The sequence below is a fragment of the Pseudomonas sp. TZ252 genome (assembly GCF_056110345.1).
This window is the reverse complement of record NZ_CM148566.1, coordinates 262,017-277,209: the sequence shown is the minus strand read 5'-3', so window position 1 is coordinate 277,209 and position 15,193 is coordinate 262,017. Positions and strand designations below refer to the sequence as shown.

Here is a 15,193-nt window from a genome sequence, read left to right as displayed (position 1 = left end):
CTCCGGGACGCGGTGGCTAGTGGAACGCCATTCGAAATGCCCGCTCCAACGGCATTTTGCCGGGGTCGGATAACAAGAACAGCGTTGCGCAGCCGAACCGTCGAAGTCTTCCCGGATTGGGAAGGCCACTTATAAAAAATTGCAAGTTGGAGAGTGTGGTAATGGCTGATCGTGAGGTCGGAACCGTCAAGTGGTTCAATGACGCCAAAGGTTATGGATTCATTCAACGCGATAGCGGTCCGGACGTGTTCGTTCACTACCGCGCCATCCGCGGCGAGGGTCACCGCTCCCTGGTGGAAGGCCAGAAAGTGGAATTCTCGGTGATCCAGGGCCAGAAAGGCCTGCAAGCGGAAGACGTCTCCAAGGTCTGATTCCCGCAAGCAAAAGCCCGTCGCGAGACGGGCTTTTGTCATCCAGCGCATCCACCCCGCCAGGCCCCCGTTGGGTGGCCCCTCGCAGCGCGGGGTTTTCGTCGTTCAGGCGGTGCGCCAGGTAATTTCCTCGACGCCACCGGCGTCGACCCGCAGCCAGCGGTCGGCGTCCTCTTCGCCCTGGTTTTCCTCCCAGCCGCCCGGCGCGCAGCGGATCTCCACGCCGAGCGCGGCATGCGCGGCCCTGGCGCAGGCGAGGTCGTCGTCCCAGGGCGTGCTGTCGCTCTCCAAGAACAGGCTGTGCCACTTGCCCACCGCCTTCGGCAGCCAGGTGACGCGCACCGCGCCGTGCTTGCCGCGGGCGGTGCACTTGAGGGTCTGGCCGTGCTCCTGCCATGGGCCGCAGGGCCCCAGCGCCTGTTCCAGCCAGGCGGCGACGGCCGCGTGCTCGGCGTCTTTCAGGTAGATCTCGATATCCGGTTGGCGCATGGGGTCCTCGGGGACGGTCAGTCGCGTTGCAGCCAATCGTAGCGCACCGCCACGCTGACTTCGAAGGGTTCGGCCAGGATTCGCGCGCGGCGCTCGGGGTTGACCCGCCAGCCGTGCGGGGTCATGGCCAGGAGGTTTTCCCGCGCGTCGTAGCTGTCCAGCGCCAGGCGGAACTCGAGGGTCTCGGTGTGGCGCAGGCGCAGTTGCGCGGGCAGGCCGGCGAGGTGCTTGTCGTCGGCGTAGTCGCGCACGTCGTCATAGAGCCGCTGGCGCAGTTCCAGCAGGTGCGCGCTGGCCGGGCCCAGGCGCAGTACGCCGCCGCCGGGGGCGAGGACGCGCACGGCTTCGTTCCAGTCGATCGGGCTGAACACGCTGGCGATCAGCTCGCAACTGGCGTCGGCCAGCGGCAGCCGGGCCATGCTCGCCACCAGCCAGGACAACTGCGGCGCGCGGCGGCAGGCGCGTTTCACTGCCTCGCGGGAGATGTCCAGGGCATAGCCTTCGGCGCCGGCCAGGGCTTCGCCGAGCCGGGCGCTGTAGTAGCCCTCGCCGCAGCCGATATCCAGCCAGCGTCGCGGCGCGCGTTCGGCGGCCAGTTCGGCCAGGCGCCGGGCCAGCGGCGCGTAGTGGCCGGCGCCGAGGAACTGGCGACGGGCCTCGACCATGGCGGCGTTGTCGCCCGGATCGAGGCTTTTCTTGTGCTGCACCGGCAGCAGGTTCAGGTAGCCCTGGCGGGCGCGGTCGAAGCGGTGCCCGGCGGGGCAGGCGACGCCGTTGTCGACCTCGCCCAGGGCGGCGGAGCAGAGCGGGCAGATCAGCATCAGGCGAGCAGCCTCACCAGGGTCTGGTAGTAGATTTCGGTGAGCAGCTCCAGGTCGCTGGCCAGGACCCGCTCGTTTACCTGGTGGATGGTGGCGTTGACCGGGCCGAGTTCGACCACCTGGGTGCCCATGGTGGCGATGAAGCGTCCGTCGGAGGTGCCGCCGCTGGTCGAGGGCTGGGTCTCGCGGCCGGTGACCGCCCTGATGCTGGCGGCCACCGCATCGAGCAGTTCGCCCGGCTCGGTGAGGAACGGCAGGCCGGACAGCGCCCATTCGACGTGCCAGTCCAGGCCGTGCTTGTCGAGGATCGCCTCGACGCGTTTCTGCAGGCCTTCGACGGTGGATTCGGTGGAGAAGCGGAAGTTGAACAGCACGGTCAGTTCGCCGGGGATGACGTTGGTGGCGCCGGTGCCGGAGTTCAGGTTGGAAACCTGGAAGCTGGTCGGCGGGAAGAAGGCATTGCCGTCGTCCCAGTGTTCCACCGCCAGTTCGGCCAGCGCCGGGGCGGCCAGGTGGATCGGGTTCTTCGCCAGGTGCGGGTAGGCCACATGGCCCTGTACGCCGCGGATGGTCAGCTTGGCGCCGAGGGAGCCGCGGCGGCCGTTCTTCACCACGTCGCCGACCAGGCTGGTGCTCGACGGTTCGCCGACGATGCACCAGTCCAGGCGCTCGCCGCGTGCGGCGAGGCGTTCGACCACCGCCTTGGTGCCGTGGTGGGCCGGGCCTTCCTCGTCGCTGGTGATGAGGAAGGCGATGGCACCCTTGTGCTCCGGGTGGTCGGCGACGAAGCGCTCGACGGCGACGATCATCGACGCCAGGCTGCCTTTCATGTCCGCCGCGCCGCGCCCGCAGAGCATGCCCTGGTCGTCGATCAGGGCGTCGAAGGGTTGGTGCTGCCAGGCCTGCAGCGGGCCGGTGGGGACCACGTCGGTGTGCCCGGCGAAGCACAGCACCGGGCCGTCGCCGCCGCGCCGTGCCCAGAAGTTGTCCACCTCCTCGATGCGCATCGGCTCCAGGGCGAAGCCGGCGGCTTCCAGGCGGCGCATCATCAGGGCCTGGCAGTCGGCGTCGAGCGGCGTGACGGAGGGGCGGCGGATCAACTCGCAGGCGAGTTCGAGGGTCGGCGAGAGACTCGGCGAAGAGGCGGTCATGGGGAGGGCATCCTGAGCGGGTCGAGCGGAAAGGGGGAATCTTAAAGCATAAACGTGGGCGAAGGGACGCCGTTTAGGCGAGCGGAGCCGGCTGTCCCGACGCCTCGCTCGATCTCAACCGCCGATCCGCTCGGCGCCGCCGGCCAGTTCCTCGCGCGGTTTCGGCAGCGACGAGAGCAGGGCCATGACCAGCGCCGCCAGGTAGGGCAGCGATTGCACCAGGAGCATGGCGACCCAGATCAGCAGGTCGCGGCTCGGCACGCCCTGAACCGCCACGATGCCGGCCGCCGCGCCCCACAGCAGGAGCATCACGAAGACTTCCTCGCGGGCCTCCGCCAGGGCCACCAGCAGGCCGTGGCTGGAGCGCATCTTCGGCGTGCGGAAGAACGGGATGCCGCGGGTGACGAAGCCGTACAGCACCGCCTTGGCAATGGTGTGCGAGAGCGACAGGCCGGCGAGGGCGGCGAAGAACGAGTCGCGCAGGTCGACGCCGACGGTGCGCCGGTAGAGGAAGAGGATCTTGCCGACCTTGAAGACGAACAGGGCCAGCGGCAGGATCGCGAAGATCAGCAGCGGCGGGTCGACGCGCTTGGGCACGATGATCATCGCCGCCGACCAGAGCAGCGCGCCGAGGGTGAAGAAGATGTTCAGGCCGTCGGCGATCCACGGCAGCCAGCCGGCCACGAAGTGGTAGCGCTGGCCGCGGGTCAGGCGGCTGCCGTCGGGACCGCGGCCGCGCAGCAGGGCGTCGGTATGCCGCTTCATGATCTGGATCGCGCCGTAGGCCCAGCGGAAGCGCTGCTTCTTGAAGTCGATGAAGGTATCGGGCATCACCCCCTTGCCGTAGCTGCGCTCGAAGTAGGCGGCCGACAGGCCCTTCTCGAACACCCGCAGGCCCAGCTCGGCGTCCTCGGTGATGCACCATTCCGGCCATCTCAGCTCGTCCAGCACGCTGCGCCGGATCATGGTCATGGTGCCGTGCTCGATGATCGCGTCGCGGTCGTTGCGGGTGACCATGCCGATGTGGAAGAAGCCCTTGTACTCGGCGTAGCAGAGCCGCTTGAAGGCGCTCTCGTGCTGGTCGCGGTAGTCCTGCGGCGACTGCACCACGGCGATCCGCGGGTCGCCGAAGTGCGGCACCATGTGCCTGAGCCAGTCGGGGTCGACGCAGTAGTCGGCGTCGATCACCGCGACCACCTCGACGTCCGCCGCCACGTGGCCCAGGGCGAAGTTCAGCGCGCCGGCCTTGAAGCCTTCCAGCGGGGCGACGTGGAAGAAGCGGAAGCGCTCGCCCAGGCGCGCGCAGTGCGCCTCGACCGGCTGCCAGACGGCCGGGTCGCGGGTGTTGTTGTCGATCACCAGGACTTCGTAGTCCGGGTAGTCGAGGCGGGCAAGGGCGTCGAGGGTCTGCTTCAGCAGTTCCGGCGGCTCGTTGTAGCAGGGCACGTGGATCGACACCTTGGGCCGATAGGCCTGCGCGGCGGTGATCGGCAGGAATGGCCGGCGCCGCTTGCGCGTCCAGACCGCCTCGGCCAGCTCGTGGGCCTCGGTGAACAGCACGATGACCACCCCCAGCGCGCCGACGCCCAGCAACGCGCCGACGGTCAGGCTGAACCAGGTGCTGTACTGCTGGCTGTAGTCGTAGGCGATCCACACCAGCACCGAGGCGCAGGCGAACGAGACCACGGCGAGGAAGGTCCTCCCGCGCTGGCGCAGCGAGGAACTGTCGATCAGCAGCAGGGTGAAGGCGAGTACCGCGAGTACCGCCGAGGCGATGGCCAGGGCGCGCCACTTGGGAATCGGCACCACCGGCCCGGTGAAGTTGAACTTGGCCTTGCGGTCGGCGTTGTAGACGCCCCAGTAGGCGCCCACCGAGCCTTCGGCGCTGACCTTCCAGGGCTGGTCGAAGGCTTCGATGACGAAGTAGCTGTAGCCTTCGCCGTTGAGCGCGTTGGTCAGGCGCCGCAGGTAGATGGCCTGGTCCGCGGGTGTCGCCTCGGCGCTGCCGCGCATGCGCCCGTTGCTCGGCCAGCCGACCTCGGCGAGCAGCAGCGGCTTCCTCGGGAAGGCGGCCTTGAGTTCGCGCGCGCGTTCGAGCACGAAGTCCACCGCGTCGGCCACCGGCGTAGCCTCCCAGTAGGGCAGGACGTGGGCGGCGATCAGGTCGACGTGTTGCGCCAGTTCCGGGTATTCGCGGTAGACGTGCCACTGTTCGGCGGTGGTCACCGGAACCTTGACCGCCGCGCGGACCCGGTCGAGGTAGGCGATCAACTGTTCCGCCGTCACCTCGCGGCGGAACAGCGCCTCGTTGCCGACTATCACTCGCACCACGCTCGGCGACTCGTTGGCGATGCGGATGGCGCGGGCGATCTCGGCCTCGTTGCTGGCCAGGTCCGGGCCGAGCCAGATGCCCAGGCTGACGCGCAGGCCGAACGCCTCGGCCAGCGCCGGGATGTCGCCGAGCGCGCCCTGGACCGAATAGGTGCGGATGCTGTGGGTGTGCCGGGCGACCAGTTCCAGGTCGGTGCGCATCTGTTCGGCGCTGGGGTAGCGGCCGCTCTGCGGGTTCTGGTTGAGGCGGAACGGCGAGAAGGAGAGGCCGGAGATGCGTTCCGGCCAGTCCGGTACGCTGACCGGACGGTTGTACAGGGCCCAGATGCCGGTGAAGAGGGCGGCCAGGGCGACGATGACCACCAGGTTGAGCCCGATCTTGCGTGAAGACATAGAGATGAAACCAGGTTCCGGATGTTTCGCTGAACACGGGGCGGCGCATGCTACCCCGCACCCCCCGGGGTGTACAGGCGCCGGGCCGGCGGGTCTGTTGCAAGTCTAGTCCGGCCTGCGCGACGAGCCGTAAGAACGCAGGCGACGCGGCGGCCGCGGCTTTTTATAATGCGCGCGGCAATCCGCGATTCGGTTTCAGAGGTGGTTGGTGATGCAGGTGGATGAACAGCGCTTCGGCGGTATCGGCCGGTTGTACGGTCGCGAGGGGCTGCAACGCCTGGCCGATAGCCACGTCGCGGTGGTCGGCATCGGCGGGGTCGGTTCCTGGGCGGCGGAAGCGCTGGCCCGCAGCGGCGTCGGCGAGATTTCCCTGTTCGACCTCGACGATGTCTGCGTGACCAACACCAACCGCCAGGTGCATGCCATCGAAGGCTCGGTGGGCAAGGCCAAGGTCGAGGTGATGGCGGCGCGCATCCGGGCCATCAACCCGGCCTGCCGGGTCCACGCGGTGGCCGATTTCGTCACCCGCGAGACCATGGCCGAGTACATCGTCGACTTCGACTACCTGATCGACTGCATCGATAGCGTGGCCGCCAAGGCCGCGCTGATCGCCTGGTGCAAGCGGCGCAAGATCCCGGTGATCACCACCGGCGGCGCCGGTGGCCAGGTCGACCCGACGCAGATCCAGGTCGCCGACCTGAACAAGACCTTCAACGACCCGCTGGCGGCCAAGGTGCGTTCCACCCTGCGCCGCGACTACAACTTCTCGCGCACGCCGGGGCGCACCTACAGCGTGCCCTGCGTGTTCTCCAGCGAACAACTGCGCTACCCGAAGCCGGACGGCACGGTGTGCCAGTCGAAGAGTTTCGTCGGCGAAGGGGTGAAGCTGGACTGCGCCGGCGGCTTCGGCGCGGTGATGATGGTCACCGCCACCTTCGGCATGGTCGCCGCCGCCCGCGCCGTCGAGCGCCTGGCGGAAGGCCGCGCGCTGCGGCCGTCGCGGCGCACGCCGGGGAACGCCTGATCAGGCGCCGACCGCCACCAGGCTGAGCAGGCGTTCGTCGAGCACGGCGAACTGGGCGTCCAGCTCGCTGCCGTGGCGCCACTCCGGCGACAGGTCGGTGAGCAGGCGCAGCCGGGCCTGGCCGTCGGCGCGCCATTCCAGCAGTTCCGCATGTTCGAAATAGAAGCGCTTGCCCACCAGCGGATAGAGCGCCTTGAACAGGCTTTCCTTCAGCGAGAACGCCAGGGTCACCAGCAGGCCGGTGCGTCGCTCCAGGTCGTCGGCGAAGCGCAGGCGCTCGCCTTCGGTGAGTATCTCGCCATGCAGGTAGCGCGCCCGTTCGGCTTCGAGCAGGGTTTCCACGTCCAGGCCGAGCCCGCGCCAGTCGCCGCGCGCCGCCACCAGGGCGGCGGCCCAGCGGTCGCCATGGGTGATCGAGCCGCTGATCGCGGCCGGCCAGACCGGTGCGCGGTCCTCGCCGACGGCCGGCGTCTGGGCGCGGCCATCGAGGGCGAACAGGGCGGCGCGTGCGCAGAGGCGCCCGGCGAGAAACTCGGCCTGGCGCTTGGCCACCGCGCGGAGGATGTTCGCCGGCGGCTGGATGCCGGCCAGGGCGAAGTCGCCGGGTTGCAGCAGCGCCGGGTCGAAGCGGGTGCTGCGCAGTTGCACGCCGGGCAGCGCGACGGGCAGCGGCCAGCGGTCGTCCAGCGGGGTGCAGAAGGAGGGGAGACGGTCGTTCATGGCGCGCATTGTGCCGGTTCCCGACGTGGCCCACCAGTCACGCGGCGCTTACACAAGATTGCAAAAGCGCAACAAAGGAAAACGGACCGCGAGGCCCGGTTTTGACAGACTGCGCCGCGCATTCCTGTGGAATGCAGGTGAGGTTGTTTGTTGATGACGGGATACTGTCCTGTCTCGACCTTTCAAGACGGGAGTCCCTCCGGGGACTCCCGTTTTTTTATGCGTCGGCGCAGGGTTCAACCCTGCCCGAAGATGTCCTTGAGGAACGCCTGCAGGTCTGCCCAGGAGCGCTGGTCGGCCTGGCGGTCGTAGCCGATGTCCAGGCCGTGGCCTTTGTGCGCGTCGGCGTCGGGGTTGGTGAAGCCGTGTTTGGCGTCGTCCTGGATCACCACCCGGTAGTCGGCGCCGGCGGCGTTCAGTTCCTGTTTCAGGGCGTCGAGGTCCTTGGCCGGGACCAGGCTGTCGGCGCTGCCGTGCTCCACCAGGATCTTCGCCTTGACGCTGCCCTTGCTGGCCGGGGTGGCGGTGCCGAGGGCGCCGTGGAAGCTCGCCACGCCGGCCAGCGGCAGGCCCTGGCGGGCCATGTCGAGGACGATCTTGCCGCCGAAGCAGTAGCCGACCGCGGCGATCTGGCTGGGATCGGTCTGCGGTTGCCGCTTCAGCAGTTCCAGGCCGGCGAGGAAGCGCGCCTTGGCGGCGTCGGCATCCCGGGTCGCGGCCTGCATGAAGGCCATCGCGTCCTGCGGGTGCTCGGTGTGCTTGCCTTCGCCGTACATGTCGATGGCCAGGGCGCTGTAGCCGAGTTCGGCGAGGTCGCGGGCGCGGCGTTTGGCATAGTCGTTGAGCCCCCACCATTCGTGGACCACGATGACCCCAGGGCGGATCCCCGGCTTGCTGTCGTCGTAGGCGAAATAGCCGACCATGCGCGTGCCGTCTGCGCTCCGGTAAGGCATCTCGCGGGTCTGGATAGCGGCCTGGGCGCTGGCGGCGCAGGCGATGAACAGCAGGGCGCAGAGCAGGCGCATGGCATCTCTCCGTGAAAGGGTCCCCGATCAAGATAGACGCTTGTGCGCGAGACGCGGGGAAAACCCTCGGTGCCGGCCTTGCGCCGCTCAAACGCGGGCCATTCGGCCAGGCAAAGCGTGCGCCGCTCATCTACCCTATGGGCGAGTCCCTTCCCCTCGCTAGGACACCGTCTGGATGCCTGACCTGAGTACCTGGAACCTGACCATTCCCCAGGGCCGCCCGGCCATCACCATCTCCACCAGCCAATTGCAGCGCGACTACCGCAGCGACTATTTCCAGCGCACCGCCGACGGCATTCGCTTCTGGGTGCCGGTGAACGGCAGCCACACGCGCAACAGCGAGTTCCCGCGCAGCGAGTTGCGCGAGACCCTGTCCAGCGGCAGGCCCTACAACTGGCGTTACGCCAGGGCCGACAACTGGCTGGAGGCGACTCTGCGCATCGAGGCGGTGCCCTCGACCCGGCGCATGATCATCGGCCAGATCCACAGCGATGGCAGCAATAGCGGCCAGGCCGCGCCGCTTGTGAAGCTGCTCTACCAGTTGCGGCTCGACCAGGGGCGGGTCCAGGCGCTGGTCCGCGAGCGGCCGGACGACGGCGGGACCAGAGCCTACACACTGATGGACGGGATTCCTCTCGGCCAGCCGTTCAGCTACCGCATCGGCGTGTCTCGCAGCGGATTGCTCAGCGTGTCGGTGAATGGTAGCGCCCTGGAGCAGCAACTGGACCCGCAGTGGGCCTACCAGGGCCTTTATTTCAAGGCCGGACTCTACCTGCAGGACAACCGCGGACCGTCCAGCGAGGGCGGGCGGGCGACATTCAGCGAGCTGCGCGTTAGCCATCAATGAGCGGTCGAGGCGTCTGCGCCGCGGACTTCGCGTTGTCGTGGCGCTTCGCAACTGCCAGATCTGGCAGGCGCGGAAGAAGGAAAACCTGGCCCGGAAAAAAATATCCGTATTTTTCCAAGGGGAAATAGGCCGCGCGATCTGGCGATTCTGGTACTTCAGTACAGGGAACCGCCTTGGCGTATCGCCCCGAATAAATGTGACGTTTTGCGCAGCGCCCTTCCGGGTTTGCACGATTGGTATAGCCCTGGCTGGATGAAATTCACTCTTGCCGCTGGCCAGCGTAGTTCTTTGCAAGTCAAAAGTTCGCCGTCAATAATTATTGTGGATAACTATTGTTCCAGGCTTTTCCTGTCAACTGTGCGAAGCGTCAGCTTATTGCCGGTTTTTCCTCTCGCTATTGCTTTCTCCACGTTCCGAAGAAGTTCGGGCGTACAGGTTTCTTTGCTGTTTTCAGCGAGAACCATTCGTTTCAACAATTCGAATATGTGGAGATTCAGAAATGAAAAATCAGGTGAATGCCCTGGCGGTTCTAAGTGTGGGTGAAATCGAACAAGTTTCTGGCGCAGGGACTTTCCTGGGCGATGCCATCATCAACGGCGTCTACGCGGCCAACTCCTTCCTGAACTCGCCGCTGTTCTCCAGCATCGGCAACGCGGCCAGCGCCATCGGCCTCAACCGTACCCACGAGCTGGTCGACCTGCTGGCCTTCCAGGTGCCTTCGGTGGCGGCGATCACCGTCGGCAAGATTCTCGGCGGGACCGACAACCATAATGTTCCGTTGCATTACAACAAGGAAAGCGGCGAAGGGCTTTACAGCTGATCGCAACCTGTTGAAAGAGCGATTCGATGCTCAGGCATCGAGTCGTTCCTGGTTAATGCATTGATGGAGTCGATGATATGAAACGCAGGAGTGTGCTCTTGTCGGGTGTCGCCCTGAGTGGAACCGCACTGGCCAATGACTCGATATTCTTTTCACCCTTGAAATACCTCGGGGCGGAACAACAGCGATCTATCGATGCCTCGCGAAGTTTGCTGGACAACCTGATTCCGCCGAGTTTGCCGCAATATGACAACCTGGCCGGAAAGTTGGCGCGGCGTGCGGTATTGACCAGCAAGAAACTGGTATATGTCTGGACCGAGAACTTCGTCAATGTCAAAGGCGTGCCGATGGCCCGCTCGGTGCCGCTGGGCGAGTTGCCGAATGTCGACTGGCTGTTGAAGACCGCCGGGGTGATCGTCGAGCTGATCGTCAATTTCGTCGCCTCGTTGCCGGCGTCGGCCGCCGCGCAGTTCGAGCGGATCGCCACCGGGCTCAGCGGTGACCTGGAGGCGGCGCGCCAGGTCCACGAGGCGTTGCTGGAGGAGGCGAAGAACGATCCGGCCGCGGCCGGCAGCCTGCTGCTGCGCTTCACGGAGTTGCAGACGCGGGTGATCGCCTTACTGACGCGGGTCGGCCTGCTGGTCGACGACATCCTCAAGAGCGCCAGCAACCTGGTTACCCAGGGTGGACAGGGCGACGGCCTGAATCGCTTCCGCGCGGTGTTCGGCACCCTACGCCTGCCGGAGGTCGCCGACAGCTTCCGTGACGACGAAGCGTTCGCCTACTGGCGGGTGGCCGGGCCTAATCCGCTGCTGATCCGCCGCGTCGATGCGCTGCCGGCCAACTTTCCGCTGGGCGAAGAGCAGTTCCGCCGGGTGATGGGCGCCGACGACAGCTTGCTGGAGGCCGCCGCCAGCCGCCGCCTGTACCTGCTGGACTACGCCGAGCTGGGCAAGCTGGCGCCGTCGGGAGCGGTGGACAAACTGCTCACCGGGACGGGCTTCGCCTATGCGCCGATCGCCCTGTTCGCCCTTGGCAAGGATCGGGCGAGGCTGTTGCCGGTGGCCATCCAGTGCGGCCAGGACCCCGCTACCCATCCGATGTTCGTGCGTCCCGCGGAGTCGGAGAGTGATCTGTACTGGGGTTGGCAGATGGCCAAGACGGTGGTCCAGGTCGCCGAGGAGAACTACCACGAGATGTTCGTCCACCTGGCCCAGACCCACCTGGTGAGCGAGGCGTTCTGCCTGGCCACCCAGCGTACCCTGGCGCCCAGCCATCCGCTGCACGTCCTGCTCGCCCCGCACTTCGAGGGCACCCTGTTCATCAACGAGGGGGCGGCGCGGATCCTGTTGCCCAGCGCGGGCTTCATCGACGTGATGTTCGCCGCGCCGATCCAGGACACCCAGGCCACCGCCGGCGGCAACCGGCTGGGGTTCGACTTCTACCGCGGCATGTTGCCGGAGAGCCTGAAGGCGCGGAACGTCGACGACCCGGCCGCGTTACCGGACTACCCCTACCGCGACGACGGCCTGCTGGTGTGGAATGCGATCCGCCAGTGGGCGGCCGACTACGTGGCGGTGTACTACGCCAGCGACGGCGACGTCACCGGTGACGTCGAACTGGCGGCCTGGGTCGGCGAAGTGATCGGCAGCGGCAAGGTGGCCGGGTTCCGCCCGATCACCGGTCGCAGCCAACTGGTCGAGGTGCTGACCATGGTGATCTTCACCGCCTCCGCGCAGCATGCGGCGGTCAATTTTCCCCAGCCTTCGATGATGACCTACGCGCCAGCGATCTGCGCCATGAGCGCGGCGCCGGCACCGGACTCGCCGAGCGGCAAGAGCGAGGCCGACTGGTTGAAGATGATGCCGCCGACCCTGGTGGCGCTGGAGAAGGTGAACATCTATCACCTGCTCGGTTCGGTCTACCACGGTCGCCTCGGCGACTACCGGCAGACCGGGTTCCCCTACGCGCCGGTGTTTTCGGACAGGCGGGTGACCGCCAGCGGCGGCCCGCTGGAGCGCTTCCAGGCACGCCTGAAGGAGGTCGAGGTGACCATTCGCACGCGCAACCAGGCGCGCCGCAGGCCCTACGAGTACCTGTTGCCGAGCCGGATCCCGGCGAGCACCAATATCTGAGCCGGAGAAAGAGGACGGGGCGCCCCTGGGCGCCCCGTTGCTCTTAGCGGTCTTCGCTTTCGGCGGCGTCCGCCGGCGCGGCATGCCGCTGCTTCAACTGGCGGCGCGCCAGGAGGCTGCCGAGGAGGATCACGAACAGCGCGCCGAAGGCCGCCGCACCGTAGTGCAGGTAGGAATCCCATTGCGCGTAGGGCGCCAGCCAGGGCTTCAGGGCGCTGTCGGTGAGCAGCATGCCGCCGGCGATCCAGCCGAGCAGGCCGCCGCCGAAGAGGATGATCAGCGGGAAGCGGTCGATCAGGCGCAGGATCAGCTGGCTGCCCCAGACGATGATCGGGATGCTGATCAGCACGCCCAGGGAGACCAGGAAGAAATCCCCGGCCGAGGCGGCGGACAGGGCGATGACGTTGTCCAGGCTCATCACCGCGTCGGCGATGATGATGGTCTTGATCGCGCCGAGCAGGTGGGTGCTGCCCTTGATGTCGTCGCCGTTCTCCTCCTCCGGCAGCAGCAGCTTGATGCCGATCCACAGCAGCAGGAGCGCGCCGATTACCTTGAGGTAGGGCAGGTCGAGCAGGTGCAGGGCGAAGAACAGCAGCAGGATGCGGATCAGGATGGCACCGGCGACGCCGCCGAAGATCGCCTGTTTGCGCCGGTGCGCCGGCAGGTGCCGGCAGGCGAGGGCGATGACTACGGCGTTGTCGCCGCCCAGGAGGATATCGATGGCGACGATCTGCAGCAGGGCTGTCCAGAACGTCGGGTCGCTCAACCAGTGGATCAAGGTTGTACTCCGAAACGTGTAGTGAGGGTGGAAAGCCCGGGGCGGTGGCGGGTGGCGGCCGCCCGGCTTTCCTGCGGTGGTCTGGGACCGTCGGGGCCGGCTCCGGCTTGTGGACGGAGGCGGGGAACACTGCTTGGACCGGCGAACGCCCGGCCAGTGCCCGGAAAACGGACGCGCGGGTGGCGCAGCGCGTTCGGGCACGGATGTGACGCGGCGGATCGGCCGCGAGACACCCGGCATGCGTATTCCGCCGCCAGTCTGCCCGAGCAAGGTTTCACCCGCCTTTCAGGGCGGAGATGGCGCCGCACCCGGCGGGACGGTAGGCTAGTGGCCCGTGTGGCTGACTCGACCAGTCGAACGCCGATCACCGAGTCAACCGTACAGGCCACCAGGCCTTCGGCGCCGGGGGAAGCCCGCCGGTGCCATGGATGACCGTTCACCGTACAAGGAAACCCCATGCGCAGTCTTCTTCTCTCCTCGCTGGCCCTGCTACCCGCCCTGGCCCTGGCGCAACCCGACGCCTCGAGCTTCCCTTCCTGCCTCGCCGGCCTGCAGAAGAAGGCCCAGGCGCAGGGCATTTCCGCCGACAGTTATGAGCGCTTCACCAGCGGCCTGCAGGCCGACCTCAGCGTGCTCGACCTGCTCGACGCGCAGCCGGAGTTCACCACCCCGCTGTGGGACTACCTGGCCGGTCTGGTGGACGAGCAGCGGGTCAGCGATGGCAAGGCGATGCTCGCCCAGCACGACAAGCTGCTCGACCAGGTGGCCGCGCGCTACGGCGTGGACAAGTACACGGTGGTGGCGGTGTGGGGCGTGGAAAGCGACTACGGGCGGATCTTCGGCAAGCGTCCGCTGCTGACCTCGCTGTCGACCCTGTCCTGCTACGGGCGCCGCCAGTCGTTCTTCCAGGGCGAGTTCCTCGCCACCCTGAAGCTGTTGCAGGCCGGCGACATCCGCGACGCCGGCATCACCGGCTCCTGGGCCGGGGCCTTCGGCCATACCCAGTTCATGCCATCGACCTACGCGCGGATCGCCGTGGACTTCGACGGCGACGGTCGCCGCGACCTGGTGGGCAGCGTGCCGGATGCCCTCGGTTCCACCGCCAACTACCTGAAGAAGGCTGGCTGGCGCACGGGACAGCCGTGGGGCTATGAAGTGAAGGTGCCGGCCGACTTCCCCGCCAGCCTGGCCGGGCGCGGCAAGCGCCAGCCGCTGTCGGCCTGGGTCGCCCGTGGGGTGAGGCGGGTCGACGGCCAGCCGCTGCCGGGCGGCGACGAGAAGGCCGCGATCCTCCTGCCGGCCGGGGCCCAGGGCCCGGCCTTCCTGGTCTATCGCAACTACGATGCGATCTATTCCTACAACGCCGCGGAAAGCTACGCGCTGGCCATCGCCCTGCTTTCCGACCGCCTGCGCGGCGGCAGCGGCCTGGTGGCGTCCTGGCCGACCGACGACCCGGGCATCAGCCGGCTCGAGCGCAAGCAATTGCAGAAGGCGTTGCTGGCGCGCGGCTACGACATCGGCGAGGCCGACGGGCTGATCGGCACCAGCACGCGCAAGGCGATCCAGGCCGAGCAGAAGCGCCTCGGCCTGACCCCGGCCGACGGTCGCGCCGGGCGCAAGATCCTCGAGGCGCTGAAGGGCGCCCAGCCCTGATTGCGCCGCGCCGCCCGGTCCGCGGGCGGCGCTACCAGCCCTTCACCCCGGTCATGTCCGGCAGGTGGTGGGCGATCCCCTTGTGGCAGTCGATGCAGGTGGCTTCGCCGCTGGCCAGGGCGGTGGAGTGCATCTGCCGCGCGCGCACGCTCTGCCGGGTGAAGTCCATGAACTCGAAGTTGTGGCAGTTGCGGCATTCCAGCGAATCGTTGGCCTTGAGTCGTGCCCATTCGTGCTCGGCCAGCTCGCGGCGGTGATCGAGGAATTTCTCGCGGGTGTTGATGGTGCCGAAGATCTTGCCCCAGACCTCCTTGGAGGCCTGCATCTTGCGCGCGATCTTGTCGGTCCACTTGTGTGGCACGTGGCAGTCGGGACAGGTGGCGCGGACTCCGGAACGGTTGCTGTAGTGGATGGTGTCCTTGAGTTCGACGAACACGTTGTCGCGCATCTCGTGGCAGGAAATGCAGAAGGTCTCGGTGTTGGTCGCCTCCAGGGCGGTGTTGAAGCCGCCCCAGAAGACGATCCCGGCGATGAAGCCGCCGAGGGTGAGGAAGCCCAGGCTGAAATGCACGCTGGGACGACGCAGGACCCGCCAGTAACCGGCCAGCCAGGCGATGAGTGCTTTCATGCGGCCT

Annotated in this window: 14 protein-coding genes; 6 read left to right on the top strand and 8 right to left on the bottom strand. The window is 67.3% G+C overall.

What is annotated here, in order from left to right:
• The first annotated feature begins 161 nt into the window (after window positions 1–161).
• Window positions 162–371: a cold-shock protein gene (locus ACYAF3_RS01290; protein ID WP_003082372.1), complete on the top strand. Its 210-nt coding sequence runs from the start codon at window positions 162–164 to the stop codon at window positions 369–371.
• A 105-nt stretch (window positions 372–476) separates the two neighbouring features.
• Here ACYAF3_RS01290 and ACYAF3_RS01285 read toward each other — a convergent pair whose 3' ends face one another.
• From ACYAF3_RS01285 to ndvB, 4 genes are all read right to left on the bottom strand, one after another.
• Entirely contained in the window at window positions 477–860 is a 384-nt protein-coding gene (locus tag ACYAF3_RS01285; protein WP_003101810.1) for a hypothetical protein, read from the bottom strand.
• Window positions 861–877: 17 nt separating this feature from the next.
• Window positions 878–1,681, bottom strand: a complete 804-nt coding sequence (locus ACYAF3_RS01280) for a putative RNA methyltransferase (RefSeq protein ID WP_003101808.1) — start codon at window positions 1,679–1,681, stop codon at window positions 878–880.
• Window positions 1,681–2,832 carry a succinyl-diaminopimelate desuccinylase gene (gene dapE, locus ACYAF3_RS01275; RefSeq protein ID WP_031755282.1) on the bottom strand — a complete coding sequence of 384 codons (1,152 nt, stop codon included), beginning with the start codon at window positions 2,830–2,832 and terminating at the stop codon, window positions 1,681–1,683. The genes ACYAF3_RS01280 and dapE overlap by 1 nt, the downstream gene beginning before the upstream one ends.
• A 114-nt stretch (window positions 2,833–2,946) precedes the next feature.
• A complete protein-coding gene (gene ndvB, locus ACYAF3_RS01270; protein WP_003449096.1) occupies window positions 2,947–5,556 on the bottom strand; it encodes a glycosyltransferase NdvB in 2,610 nt (869 codons plus the stop codon).
• 211 nt (window positions 5,557–5,767) lie between these two features.
• Between ndvB and tcdA the strand changes: the two genes are divergently transcribed.
• The gene (gene tcdA, locus ACYAF3_RS01265) at window positions 5,768–6,580 is read left to right on the top strand and encodes a tRNA cyclic N6-threonylcarbamoyladenosine(37) synthase TcdA (protein WP_003086553.1); all 813 of its coding nucleotides are present in this window, start codon (window positions 5,768–5,770) and stop codon (window positions 6,578–6,580) included.
• Here tcdA and ACYAF3_RS01260 read toward each other — a convergent pair whose 3' ends face one another.
• Complete coding sequence (locus tag ACYAF3_RS01260; RefSeq protein ID WP_003082383.1) at window positions 6,581–7,309, bottom strand: 4'-phosphopantetheinyl transferase family protein; 729 nt, start codon at window positions 7,307–7,309, stop codon at window positions 6,581–6,583.
• 227 nt (window positions 7,310–7,536) lie between these two features.
• Complete coding sequence (locus ACYAF3_RS01255; RefSeq protein ID WP_015648384.1) at window positions 7,537–8,325, bottom strand: dienelactone hydrolase family protein; 789 nt, start codon at window positions 8,323–8,325, stop codon at window positions 7,537–7,539.
• Window positions 8,326–8,500: 175 nt separating this feature from the next.
• Between ACYAF3_RS01255 and ACYAF3_RS01250 the strand changes: the two genes are divergently transcribed.
• From ACYAF3_RS01250 to loxA, 3 genes are all read left to right on the top strand, one after another.
• Complete coding sequence (locus ACYAF3_RS01250; RefSeq protein ID WP_003106699.1) at window positions 8,501–9,172, top strand: polysaccharide lyase family 7 protein; 672 nt, start codon at window positions 8,501–8,503, stop codon at window positions 9,170–9,172.
• 499 nt (window positions 9,173–9,671) lie between these two features.
• The gene (locus ACYAF3_RS01245) at window positions 9,672–9,992 is read left to right on the top strand and encodes a hypothetical protein (protein ID WP_003082401.1); all 321 of its coding nucleotides are present in this window, start codon (window positions 9,672–9,674) and stop codon (window positions 9,990–9,992) included.
• 77 nt (window positions 9,993–10,069) lie between these two features.
• On the top strand, window positions 10,070–12,127 hold the full coding sequence (gene loxA, locus ACYAF3_RS01240; protein WP_033994991.1) for a lipoxygenase LoxA: 2,058 nt from the start codon (window positions 10,070–10,072) through the stop codon (window positions 12,125–12,127).
• Between the two features lie 43 nt (window positions 12,128–12,170).
• Here the strand turns inward: loxA and ACYAF3_RS01235 are convergent, their stop codons facing one another.
• Window positions 12,171–12,905, bottom strand: a complete 735-nt coding sequence (locus ACYAF3_RS01235; RefSeq protein ID WP_474727202.1) for a TerC family protein — start codon at window positions 12,903–12,905, stop codon at window positions 12,171–12,173.
• Between the two features lie 456 nt (window positions 12,906–13,361).
• Between ACYAF3_RS01235 and ACYAF3_RS01230 the strand changes: the two genes are divergently transcribed.
• Complete coding sequence (locus ACYAF3_RS01230; protein WP_003082409.1) at window positions 13,362–14,558, top strand: lytic murein transglycosylase; 1,197 nt, start codon at window positions 13,362–13,364, stop codon at window positions 14,556–14,558.
• Window positions 14,559–14,589: 31 nt separating this feature from the next.
• On the opposite strand, the gene ACYAF3_RS01225 is transcribed toward ACYAF3_RS01230, so the two are convergent.
• Window positions 14,590–15,186, bottom strand: a complete 597-nt coding sequence (locus ACYAF3_RS01225; protein ID WP_003082412.1) for a cytochrome c3 family protein — start codon at window positions 15,184–15,186, stop codon at window positions 14,590–14,592.
• Between the last annotated feature and the right edge of the window lie 7 nt (window positions 15,187–15,193).

What these genes read in the sequence shown, in the direction of transcription:
- ACYAF3_RS01260 (WP_003082383.1), bottom strand. Translation starts at nt 7,309, where the DNA reads ATGCGCGCCATGAACGACCGTCTCCCCTCCTTCTGCACCCCGCTGGAC.
- ACYAF3_RS01250 (WP_003106699.1), top strand. Translation starts at nt 8,501, where the DNA reads ATGCCTGACCTGAGTACCTGGAACCTGACCATTCCCCAGGGCCGCCCG.
- ACYAF3_RS01245 (WP_003082401.1), top strand. Translation starts at nt 9,672, where the DNA reads ATGAAAAATCAGGTGAATGCCCTGGCGGTTCTAAGTGTGGGTGAAATC.
- loxA (WP_033994991.1), top strand. Translation starts at nt 10,070, where the DNA reads ATGAAACGCAGGAGTGTGCTCTTGTCGGGTGTCGCCCTGAGTGGAACC.
- ACYAF3_RS01290 (WP_003082372.1), top strand. Translation starts at nt 162, where the DNA reads ATGGCTGATCGTGAGGTCGGAACCGTCAAGTGGTTCAATGACGCCAAA.
- ACYAF3_RS01285 (WP_003101810.1), bottom strand. Translation starts at nt 860, where the DNA reads ATGCGCCAACCGGATATCGAGATCTACCTGAAAGACGCCGAGCACGCG.
- ACYAF3_RS01280 (WP_003101808.1), bottom strand. Translation starts at nt 1,681, where the DNA reads ATGCTGATCTGCCCGCTCTGCTCCGCCGCCCTGGGCGAGGTCGACAAC.
- tcdA (WP_003086553.1), top strand. Translation starts at nt 5,768, where the DNA reads ATGCAGGTGGATGAACAGCGCTTCGGCGGTATCGGCCGGTTGTACGGT.
- dapE (WP_031755282.1), bottom strand. Translation starts at nt 2,832, where the DNA reads ATGACCGCCTCTTCGCCGAGTCTCTCGCCGACCCTCGAACTCGCCTGC.
- ACYAF3_RS01230 (WP_003082409.1), top strand. Translation starts at nt 13,362, where the DNA reads ATGCGCAGTCTTCTTCTCTCCTCGCTGGCCCTGCTACCCGCCCTGGCC.
- ACYAF3_RS01225 (WP_003082412.1), bottom strand. Translation starts at nt 15,186, where the DNA reads ATGAAAGCACTCATCGCCTGGCTGGCCGGTTACTGGCGGGTCCTGCGT.
- ACYAF3_RS01255 (WP_015648384.1), bottom strand. Translation starts at nt 8,325, where the DNA reads ATGCGCCTGCTCTGCGCCCTGCTGTTCATCGCCTGCGCCGCCAGCGCC.
- ndvB (WP_003449096.1), bottom strand. Translation starts at nt 5,556, where the DNA reads ATGTCTTCACGCAAGATCGGGCTCAACCTGGTGGTCATCGTCGCCCTG.